This window comes from Acidobacteriota bacterium, assembly GCA_028875725.1.
GTDB lineage: Bacteria > Acidobacteriota > Thermoanaerobaculia > Multivoradales > Multivoraceae > Multivorans.
Map to the genome: position 1 here is coordinate 1,361,773 of JAPPCR010000006.1, position 15,503 is coordinate 1,377,275.

General features: G+C 67.0%; 13 protein-coding genes. 10 read left to right on the forward strand and 3 right to left on the reverse strand.

Translation table 11 applies throughout. The features are described from left to right. Nucleotides 1–2 precede the first annotated feature (2 nt). Nucleotides 3–1,307 (forward strand): spondin domain-containing protein, encoded by a 1,305-nt coding sequence (locus OXI49_07510; GenBank protein ID MDE2690349.1) that lies wholly within the window; start codon nt 3–5, stop codon nt 1,305–1,307. Here OXI49_07510 and OXI49_07515 read toward each other — a convergent pair whose 3' ends face one another. Next, on the reverse strand, nt 1,308–2,432 hold the full coding sequence (locus OXI49_07515; GenBank protein ID MDE2690350.1) for an aminoglycoside phosphotransferase family protein: 1,125 nt from the start codon (nt 2,430–2,432) through the stop codon (nt 1,308–1,310). It lies immediately after the preceding gene. A 126-nt stretch (nt 2,433–2,558) separates the two neighbouring features. Between OXI49_07515 and OXI49_07520 the strand changes: the two genes are divergently transcribed. The 5 genes from OXI49_07520 to OXI49_07540 all read left to right on the forward strand — a co-directional run bounded on the left by OXI49_07520 (nt 2,559) and on the right by OXI49_07540 (nt 7,766). Then, nucleotides 2,559–3,434: an SPFH domain-containing protein gene (locus OXI49_07520; GenBank protein MDE2690351.1), complete on the forward strand. Its 876-nt coding sequence runs from the start codon at nt 2,559–2,561 to the stop codon at nt 3,432–3,434. A gap of 18 nt (nt 3,435–3,452) precedes the next feature. After that, nucleotides 3,453–3,647 (forward strand): hypothetical protein, encoded by a 195-nt coding sequence (locus OXI49_07525; protein ID MDE2690352.1) that lies wholly within the window; start codon nt 3,453–3,455, stop codon nt 3,645–3,647. 222 nt (nt 3,648–3,869) lie between these two features. Beyond that, nucleotides 3,870–5,594 (forward strand): RNA polymerase sigma factor RpoD, encoded by a 1,725-nt coding sequence (rpoD, locus tag OXI49_07530; GenBank protein MDE2690353.1) that lies wholly within the window; start codon nt 3,870–3,872, stop codon nt 5,592–5,594. Between the two features lie 42 nt (nt 5,595–5,636). Continuing rightward, complete coding sequence (locus tag OXI49_07535; GenBank protein ID MDE2690354.1) at nt 5,637–6,341, forward strand: DUF72 domain-containing protein; 705 nt, start codon at nt 5,637–5,639, stop codon at nt 6,339–6,341. 3 nt (nt 6,342–6,344) lie between these two features. Continuing rightward, nucleotides 6,345–7,766 carry an MATE family efflux transporter gene (locus OXI49_07540; GenBank protein MDE2690355.1) on the forward strand — a complete coding sequence of 474 codons (1,422 nt, stop codon included), beginning with the start codon at nt 6,345–6,347 and terminating at the stop codon, nt 7,764–7,766. 37 nt (nt 7,767–7,803) lie between these two features. Here OXI49_07540 and OXI49_07545 read toward each other — a convergent pair whose 3' ends face one another. Then, on the reverse strand, nt 7,804–9,831 hold the full coding sequence (locus OXI49_07545; protein ID MDE2690356.1) for a M14 family zinc carboxypeptidase: 2,028 nt from the start codon (nt 9,829–9,831) through the stop codon (nt 7,804–7,806). A gap of 154 nt (nt 9,832–9,985) precedes the next feature. Between OXI49_07545 and OXI49_07550 the strand changes: the two genes are divergently transcribed. From OXI49_07550 to OXI49_07560, 3 genes are read left to right on the forward strand one after another with little or no spacing between them, the layout of a single operon-like run. Then, nucleotides 9,986–10,786, forward strand: coding sequence for a succinate dehydrogenase (locus OXI49_07550; protein MDE2690357.1), 801 nt, complete (start codon nt 9,986–9,988; stop codon nt 10,784–10,786). Next, nucleotides 10,786–12,594, forward strand: a complete 1,809-nt coding sequence (locus OXI49_07555; GenBank protein ID MDE2690358.1) for a fumarate reductase/succinate dehydrogenase flavoprotein subunit — start codon at nt 10,786–10,788, stop codon at nt 12,592–12,594. The genes OXI49_07550 and OXI49_07555 overlap by 1 nt, the downstream gene beginning before the upstream one ends. Before the next feature lies 1 nt (nt 12,595). Then, nucleotides 12,596–13,354 (forward strand): succinate dehydrogenase/fumarate reductase iron-sulfur subunit, encoded by a 759-nt coding sequence (locus OXI49_07560; GenBank protein MDE2690359.1) that lies wholly within the window; start codon nt 12,596–12,598, stop codon nt 13,352–13,354. 14 nt (nt 13,355–13,368) lie between these two features. Here the strand turns inward: OXI49_07560 and OXI49_07565 are convergent, their stop codons facing one another. Continuing rightward, on the reverse strand, nt 13,369–14,700 hold the full coding sequence (locus OXI49_07565; GenBank protein MDE2690360.1) for a tetratricopeptide repeat protein: 1,332 nt from the start codon (nt 14,698–14,700) through the stop codon (nt 13,369–13,371). 122 nt (nt 14,701–14,822) lie between these two features. On the opposite strand from OXI49_07565, the gene OXI49_07570 reads away from it, so the two are divergent. After that, complete coding sequence (locus OXI49_07570) at nt 14,823–15,503, forward strand: nitroreductase family protein (GenBank protein MDE2690361.1); 681 nt, start codon at nt 14,823–14,825, stop codon at nt 15,501–15,503.

Here is a 15,503-nt window from a genome sequence, read left to right on the forward strand (position 1 = left end):
TGGTGTTGGCGGCTGCCGCCGTCTGGTCCTGCTGGGTCGCGCCGGTGTGGGCGCAATCCGCCGGAGCCGAGTCGGCCAGCTACCGTCTCACGTTCCAGGGCGCCTGGACCCGGGCCGTCACGCCCGGCGGCGTTCCCGGCAGCGCCCACTTCTCACCCCTGATCGGCGCCGTCCACAACGACCAGGTGAGCTTCTGGCAGCCGGGCAGCCGGGCGATCCGGCAGATGGAGCGGGTGGCCGAGTTGGGGATCCAGCGGGACCTCAGAGCCTTGATGGAGCGGAGTTCCGACGTCGTCGCTGTGCTGGAGAGGGAGCCGCCGCGAGGCGGCACTGCGTCGACCACGATCGAGTTCGAGGTCACCAGGCAGTATCCGCTCGTCACCCTGGCGACCATGATCGCTCCCAGTCCGGACTGGTTTGTCGGCGTTTCCGCAAGGTCGCTGCTCGACGACAGTGGACAGTGGGTCGATGACCTGGAGGTCGACCTCTTCCCCTACGACGCCGGCACCGAGGAGGGAACCGAGTTCTCCCTCGACAACCCGGCGACGGTGCCCCAGGGCACGATCACCAGCATCCGCGGCATGGGCAAGTTCGCGGACGGACCGATGGCGCGGCTGACCTTCGAACGCCTGGAGCATGAAGAGCCCGGGGCGCCGGATCCGGACGATCCGGAACCGCGGTTCATGGGCGAGCTGGCGGCCGAGCCCGTGGAGGACTCGACCGTCATCGTCTTCTGGCGGGGAAGCTGGGCCGACGCTGCGAGAGGGCTCCTTACCGTCGAGGCCCGCAGCCAGACGGTGGGCTGGGCTGGGGTGTCGACGGCGTCCGCACGGGACGGACGCGTCCGCATCGACGGACTTCGTTCGGAGACGCCATACACGTTCCGCCTGCGAGCGGACGGGCGCCAGGGATTCGAGTACTCGGATGAGGCAAGTGCGACGACCGGCGGCTACAACGGCCCATGTCGCGGCGGCGACCGGTTCCTCTGCCTGAGGGAGGGTCGGTTCGAGGCCCGGGTGCACTGGAAGAACCCTGACGTGCCCGATGACTTCGGGAGCGGCGTCGCCATCCCGGTGGCGGTCTCCGACGAGTCGGGCCTGTTCTGGTTCTTCGACCCCGAGAACGTCGAGCTGGTCGTCAAGGTGCTCGACGGCCGTGTGCTGAACGGCAAGTACTGGGTGTTCTACGGCGCCCTGTCCGACGTGGAGTACTGGATCACGGTGAGGGACACGGTCAGCGGTCTGAATCGCACCTACCACAACCCGCCCAAGCAGCTGGGCGGGCAGCGCGACCTCCAGGCGTTCTGACTACGTGGTGGGACCTCCGACGATTCTGCGCAGGTCCGGGTCACGCGCCAGCAGCGACTCGAGCAGGGCCAGTTGCACCCGGCACCGGTCCAGGTTCTGGCCGGGCCGCTCGACCCGAAAGTAGACGTCGCCATCCAGGTGGTCGGTGAGGAAGCGCACGGCCTGCTCGAGCGTCAGCACCAGGGCGCCGTCGACCAGGCTTCTTCTCTCGGTCGCGGTCAGGAATCGGGCTCCGTCCAGGTAGCCCTGAGCCACGGCGGCGAATAGACCCACGTCGACTCGCGCCCCGTCGGTTTCACGGGCATCCTCTTCGGCTCGGTGGCCCATCGACCGGACCATGTCTCCGAAGTCGCAGGCGGCCAGTCCGGGCATGGTCGTGTCCAGATCGACGACGCACAGCGCTTCGCCGGTTTCCCGGTCGAACAGGATGTTGCTGATCTTGCAATCGTTGTGGACGATCCGCCGCGGCAGCTTGTGAGCCGCGCCGACGCTCAACCGGCCAGCCAGCTCGCGGTGGGCGGCGACCGACCGGATCTCGGCGATGGCCTGCCGGCGCCTGGCGTCGCCGGCAGCTGAGGCGCTTGCCGTGAGCAGCGCCCGGTCAAATGTCTCGAAGCGGCTCAGCGTGTCGTGGAAGCCGGGAATCGTCTCGTGTAGCGGCGGTGAAGGGAGATCGACGAGCTGTGTCTCGAATCGGCCGAACGCCTGTGCGGCGAGGAAGACCTGCTCCGGCGTCGACGCCCGGAGTACGCTCGTCGTGTCCTCGATCAGCTCGTACATCCGCCACCAGTCGGCTCGACGGTCCGGTGCCGTCGTCTCGAACCACATCTCCCCGTTCGCCGCGGGAACCAGAGTCAGCCGCCGCCGGCCTCTCCCCGGGCCGAGCTTGCGCTTGAGATGGTGCGTGATCCGGACGATGTTCGCCATGACCTGAGCCGGATTCGGGAACACGTAGCCGTTGATCCGCTGCAGCAGGTAGCGGCTGTCGCTCGCGGTGGAGACGATGTAGGAGTCGTTGATGTGGCCCGCGCGCAGCTCAACCGCCGCGGTTGCCCGTCCCTCGATGCGGAAGCGTTCCGCGATGCGCAGGACCGCCTCGCGATCGGTCTGTCGGTTGGGCTTCAAGACGATGTCGGCCGGCCGACCAGGTGGTCGGGTCGATATAAGTGTGATATCACTTTCATATCGACCAACCAGCGGTCGCCTGGTCGGCCGCGTGATCAAGGGAGTCACCAAGAAATGGAACCACAGATGGTAGAGCATCGGGAGAAGCGTCTCTCGGTCAAACCGGGTGTCGGCATGCTGTGCCTGCTCGTCCTCCTCGTCCTCCTCGCGATTGCCGGCGTTGCCGTCTTCGGGATCTGGCGGGTCATCCCCGTCGTGATCTTCTGCGCGGTGTGCATTCCCGTTCTCGTCTTCCTGATGTTCGGGCTGTTCATGGTCCACCCGAACGAGGCGAAGGTCCTCCAACTCTTCGGTTCGTATCAGGGCAGCGCCTACGACACGGGGCTTCGCTGGGCCAACCCGTTCCTGAGCAAGCGCCGCGTATCGGTACGCACCCGGAACTTCGAGACGGGCAAGTTGAAGGTGAACGACAACGCCGGGAACCCGATCGAGATCGGCGCGGTCGTCGTCTGGCGGGTCACGGATAGCGCGGAGGCGCTCTTCAACGTCGACGACTATGAGGACTACGTGCAGGTTCAGAGCGAGGCCGCGCTGCGCAACATGGCGACGGGCTACCCCTACGACGCACACGAAGAAGGCGAGATCTCCCTGTCGCATCACACCGCCGAGATCTCCGAGCGTCTCCGCGGCGAGGTCCAGGAGCGGTTGGCGACCGCCGGTGTCGAGGTGATCGAGGCCCGGATCAGCCACCTGGCCTACGCGGCGGAGATCGCCGCCGCGATGCTACAGCGCCAGCAGGCCGCGGCAGTGGTCGCAGCGCGAGCCCAGATCGTCGATGGCGCGGTCGGCATGGTGGAGCAGGCGCTGAACATGCTGAGCGAGAAGGACGTCGTGCACCTTGACGACGAGCGGAAGGCCGCGATGGTCAGCAACCTGCTGGCCGTGCTGTGCAGCGATCGCCACACCCAGCCGGTCGTGAACACCGGCACGCTCTATCCGTAGGCGGAAGGACGCTGCACGATGGCGGCCCCTCCCCGCAAGGCGTTCCTTCTGCGCCTCGACTTCGCCGTGTTCGAGGAACTTCAGCGGCTCGCGGCGGCAGAACTGCGGAGCGTCAACGGACAGATCGAGTACCTGCTCCGCGAGGCGTTGCGGCAGCGGGGAAGAACCGCAACGCCTGTAGCGGTTGAGAAGGACGGCGGCGATGCACCATAGGCGCCCCGGAAGGCAAGAGCGGACAAACCCGGAGCGAAACACAACGGGGTGGTTGATCGTCTTCATACTGCTACACTTGTGCGCCTGTCGGCGCTCAATGTTCCCGGTTCGCTGAGGCACTCTCTCGGCGGGCGGGGAAGTGTGCGGGTCGAGGTCGACTTGGACGGCTCTCGCCGCCGCCGGTGAATCCCTTTCTGCTTGGCCCTTACCTGGAGACCGAAGATGGCAGTTGCCCCAGTGAAGGACGTGAACAAGCCCCTCGAGGCGAGGTACTCCTCCATTCGCCAACTCTTCGAGTTGGGGAAGGCGAAGACGTACCTCCTCAACGACGAGATCAACGACATGATGCCGGCCGACATGGTCGGCGTCGAGGCCGAGATCAACGAACTCTACGACCGCCTGCGCGAGTTGCGGGTCGGCGTGATCCGGCGGCCTGGCTGGTACGTGGCGAATCTCGACGAGACGGTCACGCTCGAGATCGAGAAGGCGGACGAGGATCCCGCGACGCCGACCGTCACCGAGCCGCTGAACACCAGTGATCCGGTGCGGATGTACCTGCGGGAGATGAGTACCGTGCCGCTCCTGGACCGTGACGGCGAGGTCGAGATCGCCCGCGCGCTGGAAGACGGCGAATGGCTCATCTTCCAGGCGATGGCCCGGAACGCCGACCTGATGACCCGGCTGCTGGCGATGACCGAGCTCGCGGACCGCAAGAACGCGAAGCCCCTTTCCCAGTTGGTGGAGATCGAACATCCCATCTCCCTGCTGGACCAGAACGGCCACAAGCGGATCGCCAAGCGCGTCGGCGTGTTCGAGAAGATGCAGGAGCTGGAAGAGGAACTCGATCGCACCCGTCGCCGGCAGAAGCGCTACAGCCCCCGCGGCGACCGATTCCAGGAGATCGCGCGGGACATCGACCGCCTGGAGGAGCGCGCCTCCGCCCTGATCGTGGAGCTGGGTTTCACGGGTCCGGACCGCAATCGGGTGGTCGACCTGGTCAAGTTGATCGACAACCGCTTCCGGCGCAGCGAGCGCGACATCAGCCGGGCCCAGGTGGCGCTCGAGCGCGAGAACAACGAGGAACTCAGGGCGCTGCACCGGCGGCGTATCCAGAAGTACCGCGAAGAGGTTCGGAAGCTCGAGCTGCGCCACTTCGTCAAGCAGGGAGAACTGCGGGCGATGGTGGCCAAGGTCAAGCGCGGCGAGGCATTGAGCGAGCGCGCCAAGGAGCAGCTCATCATGTCGAACCTCCGCCTGGTCGTTTCGATCGCCAAGAAGTACACGAACCGGGGCCTCCAGTTCCTGGACCTGATCCAGGAGGGGAACATCGGCCTGATGAAGGCGGTCGAGAAGTTCGAGTATCGCCGCGGCTACAAGTTCTCGACCTACGCTACCTGGTGGATCCGCCAGGCGGTGGCGCGGGCGATCGCCGACCAGTCGCGGACGATCCGCATCCCGGTTCACATGATCGAGAACATCAACAAGCTGACCCGCACGTCGCGGTCGCTGGTCCAGGAACTCGGGCGTGAGCCCACCGCCGAGGAGATCGGCGAGCACATGGACCTTCCCGCTTCCAAGGTGCGCAAGATCATGAAGATCGCGCAGGCGCCGGTGTCGCTCGAGACCCCGGTCGGAGAGGAGGAGGATTCGCATCTCGGTGACTTCATCGAGGACAAGAACTCGCCGTCGCCGATCGACGAGGTCATCTCCTCCAACCTGCGGGAGCAGACTGGCAACGTGCTGCGTTCTCTCTCGCCTCGCGAGGAACTCGTGCTGCGGATGCGCTTCGGCGTCGGCGAGGGCTCGGAGCACACCCTGGAGGAGGTCGGGAAGTCGTTCAACGTGACCCGTGAACGCATTCGCCAGATCGAGTCGAAGGCCTTGCGCAAGCTCCGGCATCCGGACTGGGCGCAGAAACTGCGGCCTTTCCTCGACGACGGCGCGTAGCGGCCCGGCCGCTCGCGGCTTACCCCCGGCAGACTGTCAGCGATGCGGGTCCGCACCGGCACGAGCGGGTTCTCGTATCCCGCCTGGAAGGGCCACTTCTACCCGTCCGGGACGAAGCGCCCGGACATGCTCTCGTTCTACGCGGGAAAGCTCGGAGCGGTGGAGATCAACAACACCTTCTACCGGATGCCGAAGGCCGACCTGCTGGAGCGCTGGCGTGACTCGGTTCCGGAGAGCTTCCGCTTTGTGCTGAAGGCCTCGCGCCGGATCACTCACCACCAGCGGCTCAGGGACGCCGGCGATTCGGTTGAGTATCTCTTCGGCACGGCGAAGGTGCTGGGCGAGCAGCTTGGCCCGTTTCTGTTCCAGTTGCCGCCGTACCTGAGGCGAGACGACGATCGACTCGCGGCATTCCTCGAGCGGCTGCCGGCGGGGCTGCGGGCGGCGTTCGAGTTCCGGCACGCGAGCTGGTTCGACGATGCCGTGTTCGCGTTGCTCGACGAGGCCGGCGCCGCCCTGTGCGTCGCCGACGCGGGAGGCGACCACGACGCGCCACTGGTGGCGACCACGGACTTCGGCTATCTTCGGCTCCGCCGCGAGGACTACGACGAGGCGGCGCTTCGCTCCTGGGCCGACAGGATCCGGCGGCAACCCTGGCGCGAAACCTACGTCTTCTTCAAGCACGAAGACGAAGGGGCGGGGCCGCGCATGGCGGCGCGGTTCGAAACCTTGCTCGCGGAAACCTGAACGATGAACATCGACATCTCCTATCGGCGCATTCTCGCGCTGGCCGGTCCGGTCGTCATCACGCAGATGACCCACACGGCGATGGGCCTGATCGACGCGATGATGGTCGGCCGGCTGGGCGTCGTCGCCCTGGCCGGAGTCGGCCTGGGCGCGATCATCTCGTGGTGGCTGCTCGGCTTCTTCGTCGGCCTGTTGCAGGGCGTGAACACGTTCGTCGCCCAGTTCTTCGGCGCCGGCAAGAAGGACCGGGTCGGCGTCGCATTCTGGCAGGGTCTCTACCTGGCCGCCGGTGCGGGCGTCGCCGTCCTGCTCGCGGCGCCGCTCTCCGGCTGGGCGTTCCGGGTGATGGGGGCGTCGCCGGAGGTCCAGGCGATCGCCACGGACTACACGGAGGTGCGCTTGGGCGCCGCGGTGGGACTGATGATCTTCCTCGTCGCGGAGAACTACTACCGCGGGCTCGGACGCACCGAGGTCCCGATGTTCGCGGGGCTGCTTCAACTGGCCCTGAACTGCGGACTGAACTACCTGCTCATCTTCGGCGTCTGGGGCTTCCCGGAGCTTGGCGCCGCGGGCACCGCGGTCGGTACCGTGATCGCCCAGTTTCTCGTCGCGGTCGGCCTGCTGGCCGGCGTGCTCGCGACGAAGATAGGGCGCGACTACGGCGCGACGCGCCCCCGGCCGCCGGAGGCGGCCCTGCTCGGCCAGATGCTCCGCGTCAGTTTGCCGATCGGTGTCCAGGTGTTCATGGAGATGGGCGGAATCAGCGTCTTCACGGCCCTCGTGGCGAATCTGGGCGACGCGGAGATGGCGGCGACGAACGCCGTAATTCACGCCTGGTCCGTCTCCTTCATGCTCGCCGTCGCGCTGGCCGTCGGCTGCACAACGCTGGTCGGGCAGTGTCTGGGCGCCAGACAGCTTGACGACGTGCGCGTCGTCGTCCGTCGCGTGATGTGGTTGGGCTACGGGGCGATGGCGATCATGGCCGTCATCTACGTCGGCTTCCCCGGGTGGTTGATGCAGCTGTTCGCGCGGGAGGCGGGCGATCTCGCCGCGCTGCTGCCGTACGCGCGGCCGCTATTCCTCATCTGCACCCTGTGCCTGATCTTCGAACTGCCGTTCAACATCTACTCCGGCGCGCTTCGCGGCGCCGGCGACACGACCTACCCGATGGTCGTGAACATCGGCGTGGCCTGGCTCGTTTTCGTCCCGCTCGTGTTCTTCGCCACGCGCAACTGGGGCCTGGTCGGCGCCTGGAGCTGCTTCATCGTCCACGTAGGGCTGCTGGCAGCCCTGCTTGCTGTCCGGGTGCGCGGCCGGACCTGGATCGAACGGGGCGCTTCTCTGCTCGATGCGGAGCGGGCGGCCGGCGGCGCGACGGCGAGGGTGTCGGACGTGGACGACCTCCGCTCCTCGCCGGCTCTCTGAGACCATCCCGCGGTCGGGCGACGCGCGCCGGCCGCGTCTACGGTGGGCGGCAGCCGTCCGGGAAGGCGGTCGCGTCGGTGATCGCCGAGGCCGGCATACTGGGTTCGTTCCGGTACTCCCTCTCGACGCCCGTCACCGTGTCGGTCACGCGAATGCTGTAGCCGACGTCCGTCGTCGAGGCGCCGTAGACCCAGACGTGGCCGTTCAGGGCGCAGCCGTCCAGCACCTTGACGAGGACCTCCCAATTGTCCGCGTCGAAGAACCAGAACAGGCCCGCGTCCCGCGTTGCGGAGCTGGCGGCGCTTGCCGCTCCGGTCCGGCCGTTTTCGTCCAGCCAGGTGACCCTTATGCTGTAGCGGGCGTCATGGAGACAGACGGTGTTCCCGTCCGCCTCACAACTGCCGTTGCCGCCGTTCTCCGGGTCGTCGGCCGCCTGGACGACCAGGAAGACCGCGCTGACCGCGCCCCAGTTGCCGTCGGCATCCTTCGCTCGAACGAAGACCGTGTGCCGGCCGGCCTCCAGGTCGGAGGTGTCGATGGTCGCGGTCGCCGACTCCGAACTGCTGTCGAAGGAGCCGTCGGTTGCGGAGATGCCGCTTGCAACCGCTCCCGTCTTCCAGGGAGGAGTGTCGATGGTGTACTCGCCCGCGGCGATGGCCTGGCTTGATTCCGCGCCGTTGCTGTTCTGGTACCGGGTGTCGTCGAAGGTCGCGGAGAGGCGGACGGACGATCCCGCCGCGACGCCGGTCGTTGACGCGCGGCCGCTCAGACTCAGCTCTCGAACGTCGGGGCCTGCTGGAGTCAGATACGGCGTCCGCGCCACCTTGAAGGCGTAGAGCAGCGACTCGAGGTTGCCATCGAGGATCGAGCGTTCGAAGTCGTCGCAGTCCTGAAAGAAGGTCGTCCCCAGTTCGTAGAGAAAGGAAGCGACTCCCAGTTCGCCGTAGGAGTAATCGAGGGTCGTACCGGTTGCGGGATAGAACCCGATTCCCTGAATCGGAAGGTAGTCGTTGAAGAACGCGAGCTTGCGGCCAAGCGTCTGCAGTGCGGTCGCGTTTGGCGCGCCTTCGTACGTGTGTATCCAAGGCCACAGAACGAGGCGGCCGTGGCTGTGGATGTCGAGATAGAGGCCGCTCGTTCCGGGGTGCGCCGGGTCGCTTTCCGCCGGTCCCTGTGCGCCGGGGAAGAGCCTCCGCATGTAGTTCGCGACGGCTCTCGTCTCGGGTTCCGAAGCGGGGCCGGGCCCGCGGAAGGTCTGCGAACAGTCGTTGTCGCTCGATCCGCCGGGGTGGTGCCACGCGAGGGCGAAGTTGCGGTTCAGGTCGACGCCCGGGTAGTCGGCGGGGCAGTGGTTCGTGTTGTGGTTCTTCCTCCAGAGCAACCCCTCCTCGGCGCGCTTCCGCCCGTCCGGATTCGCCTGCAGCAGGAGGTGGACTTCCTGATGGTCCAGCAGCCACCGCACGTCCGCATCCGTTTCGTAGGAGTCGACCAGGTACTCGGCGAAGCGCAGGGCGAGTTCAGCCGTCGCGTACTCGCGGGCATGAAGAGCGGCCGTGATCAGGAGCGCGGGTTTCTCGCCGGACGTAGCGGAGTTCCTCAGACGCAACACCATGAGGCGGTAGCCCACCGACGCGTCGCGTGTCCTTTTCCAGGACCTGCCGACGGGATACCAGGTCGCAAGAGTCGGGTGCCGGGCAACGATCGCCCGGGCACTTGCGTAGGTTTCCTCGACGGTGCGATAGCAGGGGAAGCCCGCGATCGTTCCCCGGGGCACCACAACCGGCCGTTCGGAACGGCGCGTCACCTCGAGGTAGTCGTCGTCTTCGACCACCCGAAGGCCTGCCTGCCGGGCCGCCTCGATGTCTTCGTCGGTGGCTCGCAGGACGATGTAGCCCTTCTCGTACTCGGACTCCAGAGCTTCGAGCGACATGACGGCTCTGGCCGCGGTGAGCGGGTCTTCGAAGTAGGCGCGTACCACCCGGGCGCTGCCGGGGCGCTCGGGTTCCTGCGCCGGGAGCGCCGCGGTGGTCGCCAGAACGGTCGACAGGACGAGAATGCGGCTCACCTGAACCGCGATTCGATCACAGTGTGTCGTCCCCGCCCATTCGCGGATCCCGGGGTCGATCGGGACTCGGCTTGTGGCTATGATCACCGCCGGGCCGACCGTGGCCCTCACTCGCGCACTTCCATCCAGCGACCCAGAGAGGACAGAATCCGAGATGGCCATCTCCGCCGCGCTGAAGCGGCGATCGTTCGGTGAAACCCAGCGCCAGGACGCCTGGTGGCTGCAGCCGGGCGCCGTTGTCGTGGGCCTGGGGCTCGCGAGCGTCTACGCGACCTGGGCGGCGCTTCAGGCCGATCACTACGTATTCGGCGGCTACCTGTCGCCGCTGTACTCGCCCGAGGTCTTCGGCCTCTCGCACCATGCCTGGTTCGAGGGCTTCCCGAGCTGGTGGCCGAGCTTCGTTCCCCAGTCGCCGGCGCTGTTCATCCTGATCCTGCCGCTGGGGTTCCGCGCCACCTGCTACTACTACCGCGGCGCGTACTACAAGGCGTTCTGGGCCGATCCGCCGGCCTGCGCGGTCGGTGAGCCGCGCAACGCCTACCGGGGCGAGAACTCCTTTCCGCTGATCGTCCAGAACATCCACCGCTACTTCCTGTTCGCGATGATGGCCTGGATCTTCGTCTTCTTCCCGATTGACGTGTACCGGGCGTTCGAGTTCGAGACGGCGTCCGGCGGCCACGCCTTCGGCATCGGCATCGGGTCCTTTGTTCTCCTGATCAACTGGCTCCTGCTGAGCGGCTACGCGTTGGGCTGCCACTCGACGCGCCATGTGATCGGCGGCTTCCGCAACGTGATGGCGGGGAGGCCGTTCCAGAGCGCCTGCTACCGCTGCGTCTCCTGCCTGAACCGCAAGCACATGGCCTGGGCCTGGCTCAGCCTGATCTGGGTCACGTTCTCCGACATCTACGTCCGGTTGTGCTCGATGGGCGTCTGGACCGACTTCAGGATCCTCTGATGGAGCAGACACCCCACGAGTACGACGTGCTGGTGGTCGGCGCGGGCGGCGCCGGCCTGCGCGCCGCGATCGAAGCCTCGGCCGCGGGCGCCTCCTGCGGCGTGATCTGCAAGTCCCTGCTCGGCAAGGCGCACACGGTGATGGCCGAGGGCGGCATGGCGGCTGCTATCGGCAACGTGGACGAGCGTGACGACTGGAAGGTCCACGTCACGGACACGCTGCGGGGCGGCCAGTACCTGAGCAGCCCGAAGATGGCCGAGATCCACGCCAAGGAGGCGCCGGAGCGGGCGCTGGAGCTCGAGGCCTGGGGGGCCCTGTTCGACCGCACGAAGGATGGCCGCATCCTGCAGCGGAACTTCGGGGGCCACCGTTACCCGCGCCTCGCCCACGTCGGCGATCGCACAGGGCTCGAGATGATCCGGACGCTGCAGGATCACGGTATCCATCGGGGCATCGACTTTCACATGGAGTACACGGTGTTCCGGCTGCTGCTCGACGATGGCCGGGTCGCTGGCGCCCTCGCCTACGACCGCGAACGCGGCCGGTTCCGGGTGTACCGGGCGAAGTCGGTCGTGCTGGCCACCGGCGGCATCGGCCGCGCCTTCAAGATCACCAGCAACAGCTGGGAGTACACCGGCGACGGCCACACCCTCGCCTACGACGCCGGTGCCGACCTGATCGACATGGAGTTCGTCCAGTTCCACCCGACCGGGATGGTCTGGCCTCCGAGCGTGCGCGGGATCCTGGTCACCGAAGGCGTGCGCGGCGAGGGCGGGATTCTCCTGAACTCGGACGGCGACCGGTTCCTGTTCGACGAGATCCCGGCTCTCTACAAGGATCAGACCGCGGACAGCGCAGAGGAGGGCTGGCGTTACGTCGTCGGCGACCGCGACGCGCGGCGCCCGCCGGAGCTCCTGACCCGCGACCACGTTGCCCGCTGCATCGTCAACCAGATCAAGTCCGGCAAGGGCTCGCCTCACGGCGGCGTCTACCTGGACATCGCCTGGATCAAGGAGAAGATCAGCAACTCCGAGGAGCACATCAGGAAGAAGCTCCCGTCGATGTACCACCAGTTCAAGGAACTGGCCGGACTCGACATCACGAAGGAGAGGATGGAGGTCGGGCCGACGACGCACTACGTGATGGGCGGTGTGCGGGTGGACGCCGAGAGCCAGATGTCGACCGTGCCAGGTCTGTACGCCGCCGGTGAGTGTGCGGCCGGACTCCACGGCGCGAACCGGCTGGGCGGCAACTCGCTGTCCGACCTGCTCGTGTTCGGCAAGCGGGCCGGCGAGTACGCGGCCGCCTTCGCCCGCGAGCAAGGCGACGTCCGGCTCGACGAGGCCGCGGTCGAAGCAGGGATGAAGGAAGCTCTTGAGCCGCTCGAACGGGAAGGCGGTGAAGGGCCGTACCAGATCCAGCACGAACTCCAGGATCTGATGCAGGAGAAGGTCGGCATCGTCCGCATCGAGTCGGAGCTGGAGGAGGCGATCGAGGAGATCAGCCGGTTGAGCGACAGGGCGAAGGCCGTGTCGGCGCCCGGCAACCGCGAGTACAACCCGGGCTGGCATACCGCACTCGACCTGCACCCGCTGCTCGTCGTGTCCGAGGCGGTTGCCCGTGCCGGCCTGCTGCGCCGCGAGAGCCGCGGCGCCCAGTTCCGCGACGACTATCCGCAGAAGGACGAACACTTCGGCAAGGTGATCATCCGGGCCGCCAGGAGCCCGGACGGCGAAATGGTGGTCGAGGAGATTCCGGTGGAGCCGATGAGCGACGAACTGACCAGACTGGTCGAGGAGATGGGCTGAGATGGCCGCGACACAGTTCAGGATCTGGCGACAGGACGGCGCCGGGGACGAGGGCGGTTACCGGGACTACACGACGGAAGTCACCGAGGGCATGGTCGTCCTCGACGCTGTTCACCAGATCCAGGCCGAATCGGCGAACGACCTCGCCGTGCGCTGGAACTGCAAGGCCGGCAAGTGCGGGTCCTGCTCTGCGGAGGTGAACGGCAATCCCAGGCTCATGTGCATGACGCGGATGAGCGACCTGCCGGCGGACCGTCCGGTGACGGTCGAGCCGATGCGCGCCTTCCCCGTGATCCGCGACCTCGTCTGCGACGTGTCCTGGAACTACGAGGTCAAGAAGAAGATCGAGCCCTTCGAGCCGCGTCCGCCCGACGCCGAGGACGGCACCTGGCGCATCGCCCAGGAGGACGTCGAACGGGTCCAGGAGTTCCGCAAGTGCATCGAGTGCTTTCTGTGCCAGGACGTCTGCCACGTGCTGCGGGACCATCACCTGCACGACGAGTTCGTCGGCCCGCGTTTCTTCGTCTACAACGCGGCGCTCGAGATGCATCCCCTCGACACGAGGGACCGCCTCGCCTCGCTCAAGCAGGAAGAGGGGATCGGCTACTGCAACATCACGAAGTGCTGCACGAAGGTCTGTCCCGAGCACATCACGATCACCGACAACGCGATCATCCCGCTCAAGGAGCGGGTCGTGTCCGAGTTCTACGACCCGCTGAAGAGACTCTTCCGCGTGTTCTCGGGCGGTTCTCGGGCGTAGCCGCCCGCCGCAGCCTACAAGCCTTCGAGGGCCGCTCGCGCCACGTCGGCGAACTCGCCTTCGGGCGCCATCTCAAGGGACGTGCTCAGGTGCTCGCGGGCGGCGTTCGCGTCGCTCGCGTTCACCGCAAGAATCCCGAGTTCGTAGTGGGCCCTGGCCAGGTCCTCCGCGTCCTCGTCGTCCGGCGCTGACTCCAGGTACCTTGTCAGGTGTTCCCTGGCCGGGCCTGAATCCGCGCTGCGGCGGTAGATGACGCCGAGGCGGAAGTGGGCGCGCGGGTGGTTGTCGTCCCAGGCGATGAGCGACTGGTCGTAGAGCTTCGCGTTGCCGAAGGCCTCCTGGTCGAAGAGCTGCTCGGCCTGGAACTGCACCTGCCTGCCGGCGGTGGGGTTGACCGCGATCCAGGCCTTACCCGCCTCGATGGAGTCCTCGAGGTTGCCGAGCGAGGCGAAGGAGAAGTACTTCATGCGCAGCGCTTCCTGGTTCCGCGGGTCGATCTCCAGGGTGCGGTCGAGCTCCACCAGGGCTTCCTCGAACTGGCCGTCGTTGAAGTAGATCGTGCCGATGTTCCGGTAGGCCTGGTGGAGCCTCGGATTGAGCGATGCTGCTTCGCGGAAGAGTTCGATGGCGCGCTCGTCGTCGCCGGCCCGAACCGCCTGAACGCCCTGCGAGAAGATGCCGGGAGCGAGCTCGGCGCCCATGCCGGCCTCGATCGCCAGTTGCTTCGCGTCCTCGGCGCGAGGATCGCCGGCAGCCGCGAAGATGTCGAAGAACATGGAAGCGAAGTCGGGCGGCATCGGCTCCATCTCCACATACCTGGCTGCGGGTTCGAGCGCCTCGTCGAGTCTCCCCAGGTTGTGCAGGATGGCCGCGATCGTCCGATGCGCCGCAGCGATCGTCGGGTCGATTTCGACCGCCTGCTCGAACAGGGGCAGGGCCCCGGCCGCGTCACCCGCCTGAATCTTCCCGATGCCCTCGTTGAAGGCGTCGATCGCCTGCTGCTTGCGCGCCGCTTCCTCGTCCCAGAGCTGAGCCCGAAGCGATCGGTCCCGGCCCCCGTCGAGGATCTCCACCTCCAGCTCACGGTCCGGATAGCCTTCCTTCTGCAGCAGCAGCCTGTAGGGCGCTTCCGCAGGCGCCAGGCGGATCCGCAGGCGGCCATTCTTGCGGGTGGCCTCCTGCACGACGATCTCGCCCGTGGGGGCGAAGACGGTCACGTTCACCGGGCCCAGCTCGGCGTCGTTCATGTCGACGACCTGCAGTTCCAGTTGACTGCGTTGGGCCAACGCCGCCGAGGCGACCAGGAGCATGGCCAGGGGGAGAACGCTACGGCTGAGTTTCTGCATCGTCGGGTTCCTCTGGGTCGGCGCCGCAATCCCAGGCGGGCGCGTCACAGTGGGGAGGAGTGGGAAGATCGGCCGATCCTATCGCTTGACGCGGGCTTCGCGGGTGGGGGATCGTACGCTCCATGAACGCCGACGACTTCTTCGAACTGCTCTCCACCGCGCGTTCCGTGCGGCGCTACAGCCCCGAGCCGATCCCCGACGCGGACCTGGCGAAGATCCTCTACGCGGCGAGCCGGGCGCCGTCCGGTACGAACCGCCAGCCCTTCCGCTTCATCGTGTTGCGAGACGGGCCTCGCGCCCGGCGCGCCCGCCGGTTGCTGGGCGAGTCCTTCCGCCGCGGCTGGGCGCGGAAGACGGAGGAGGAGGGCTGGAATCGCGGATCGGCCGCCGATCCGGACTCGCCCAAGTCGAGAGTCAACCGGGCGATCCAGCACTACGTCGATCACTTCGAGCGGATCCCGGCGGTCATCATCGCCTGCTACGTCCGCTACCGGGCGCTGACCCACTCGGAGGGCGCTTCCGTCTTCCCAGCGTGCCAGAACCTGTTCCTCATGGCGAGGGCGCTGGGCTACGGTGCCTGCTACAGCGGCTGGCACCACGCGGTGGCCGGCGAGTTGCGGGAGATTCTGGAGATTCCGGACAACGTCGAGCTGTCGCTGACGATCACGATCGGCAAGCCCCTGGGGCGCCACGGTCCGCTACGGCGGCGGCCCATCCGGGACACCGTGTTCGACGATGGCTGGGAACAGGGCGCCGAGTGGATCACCGATCCTCCCGGCGCGCGCCTCTCGAAGCGTCGTTGA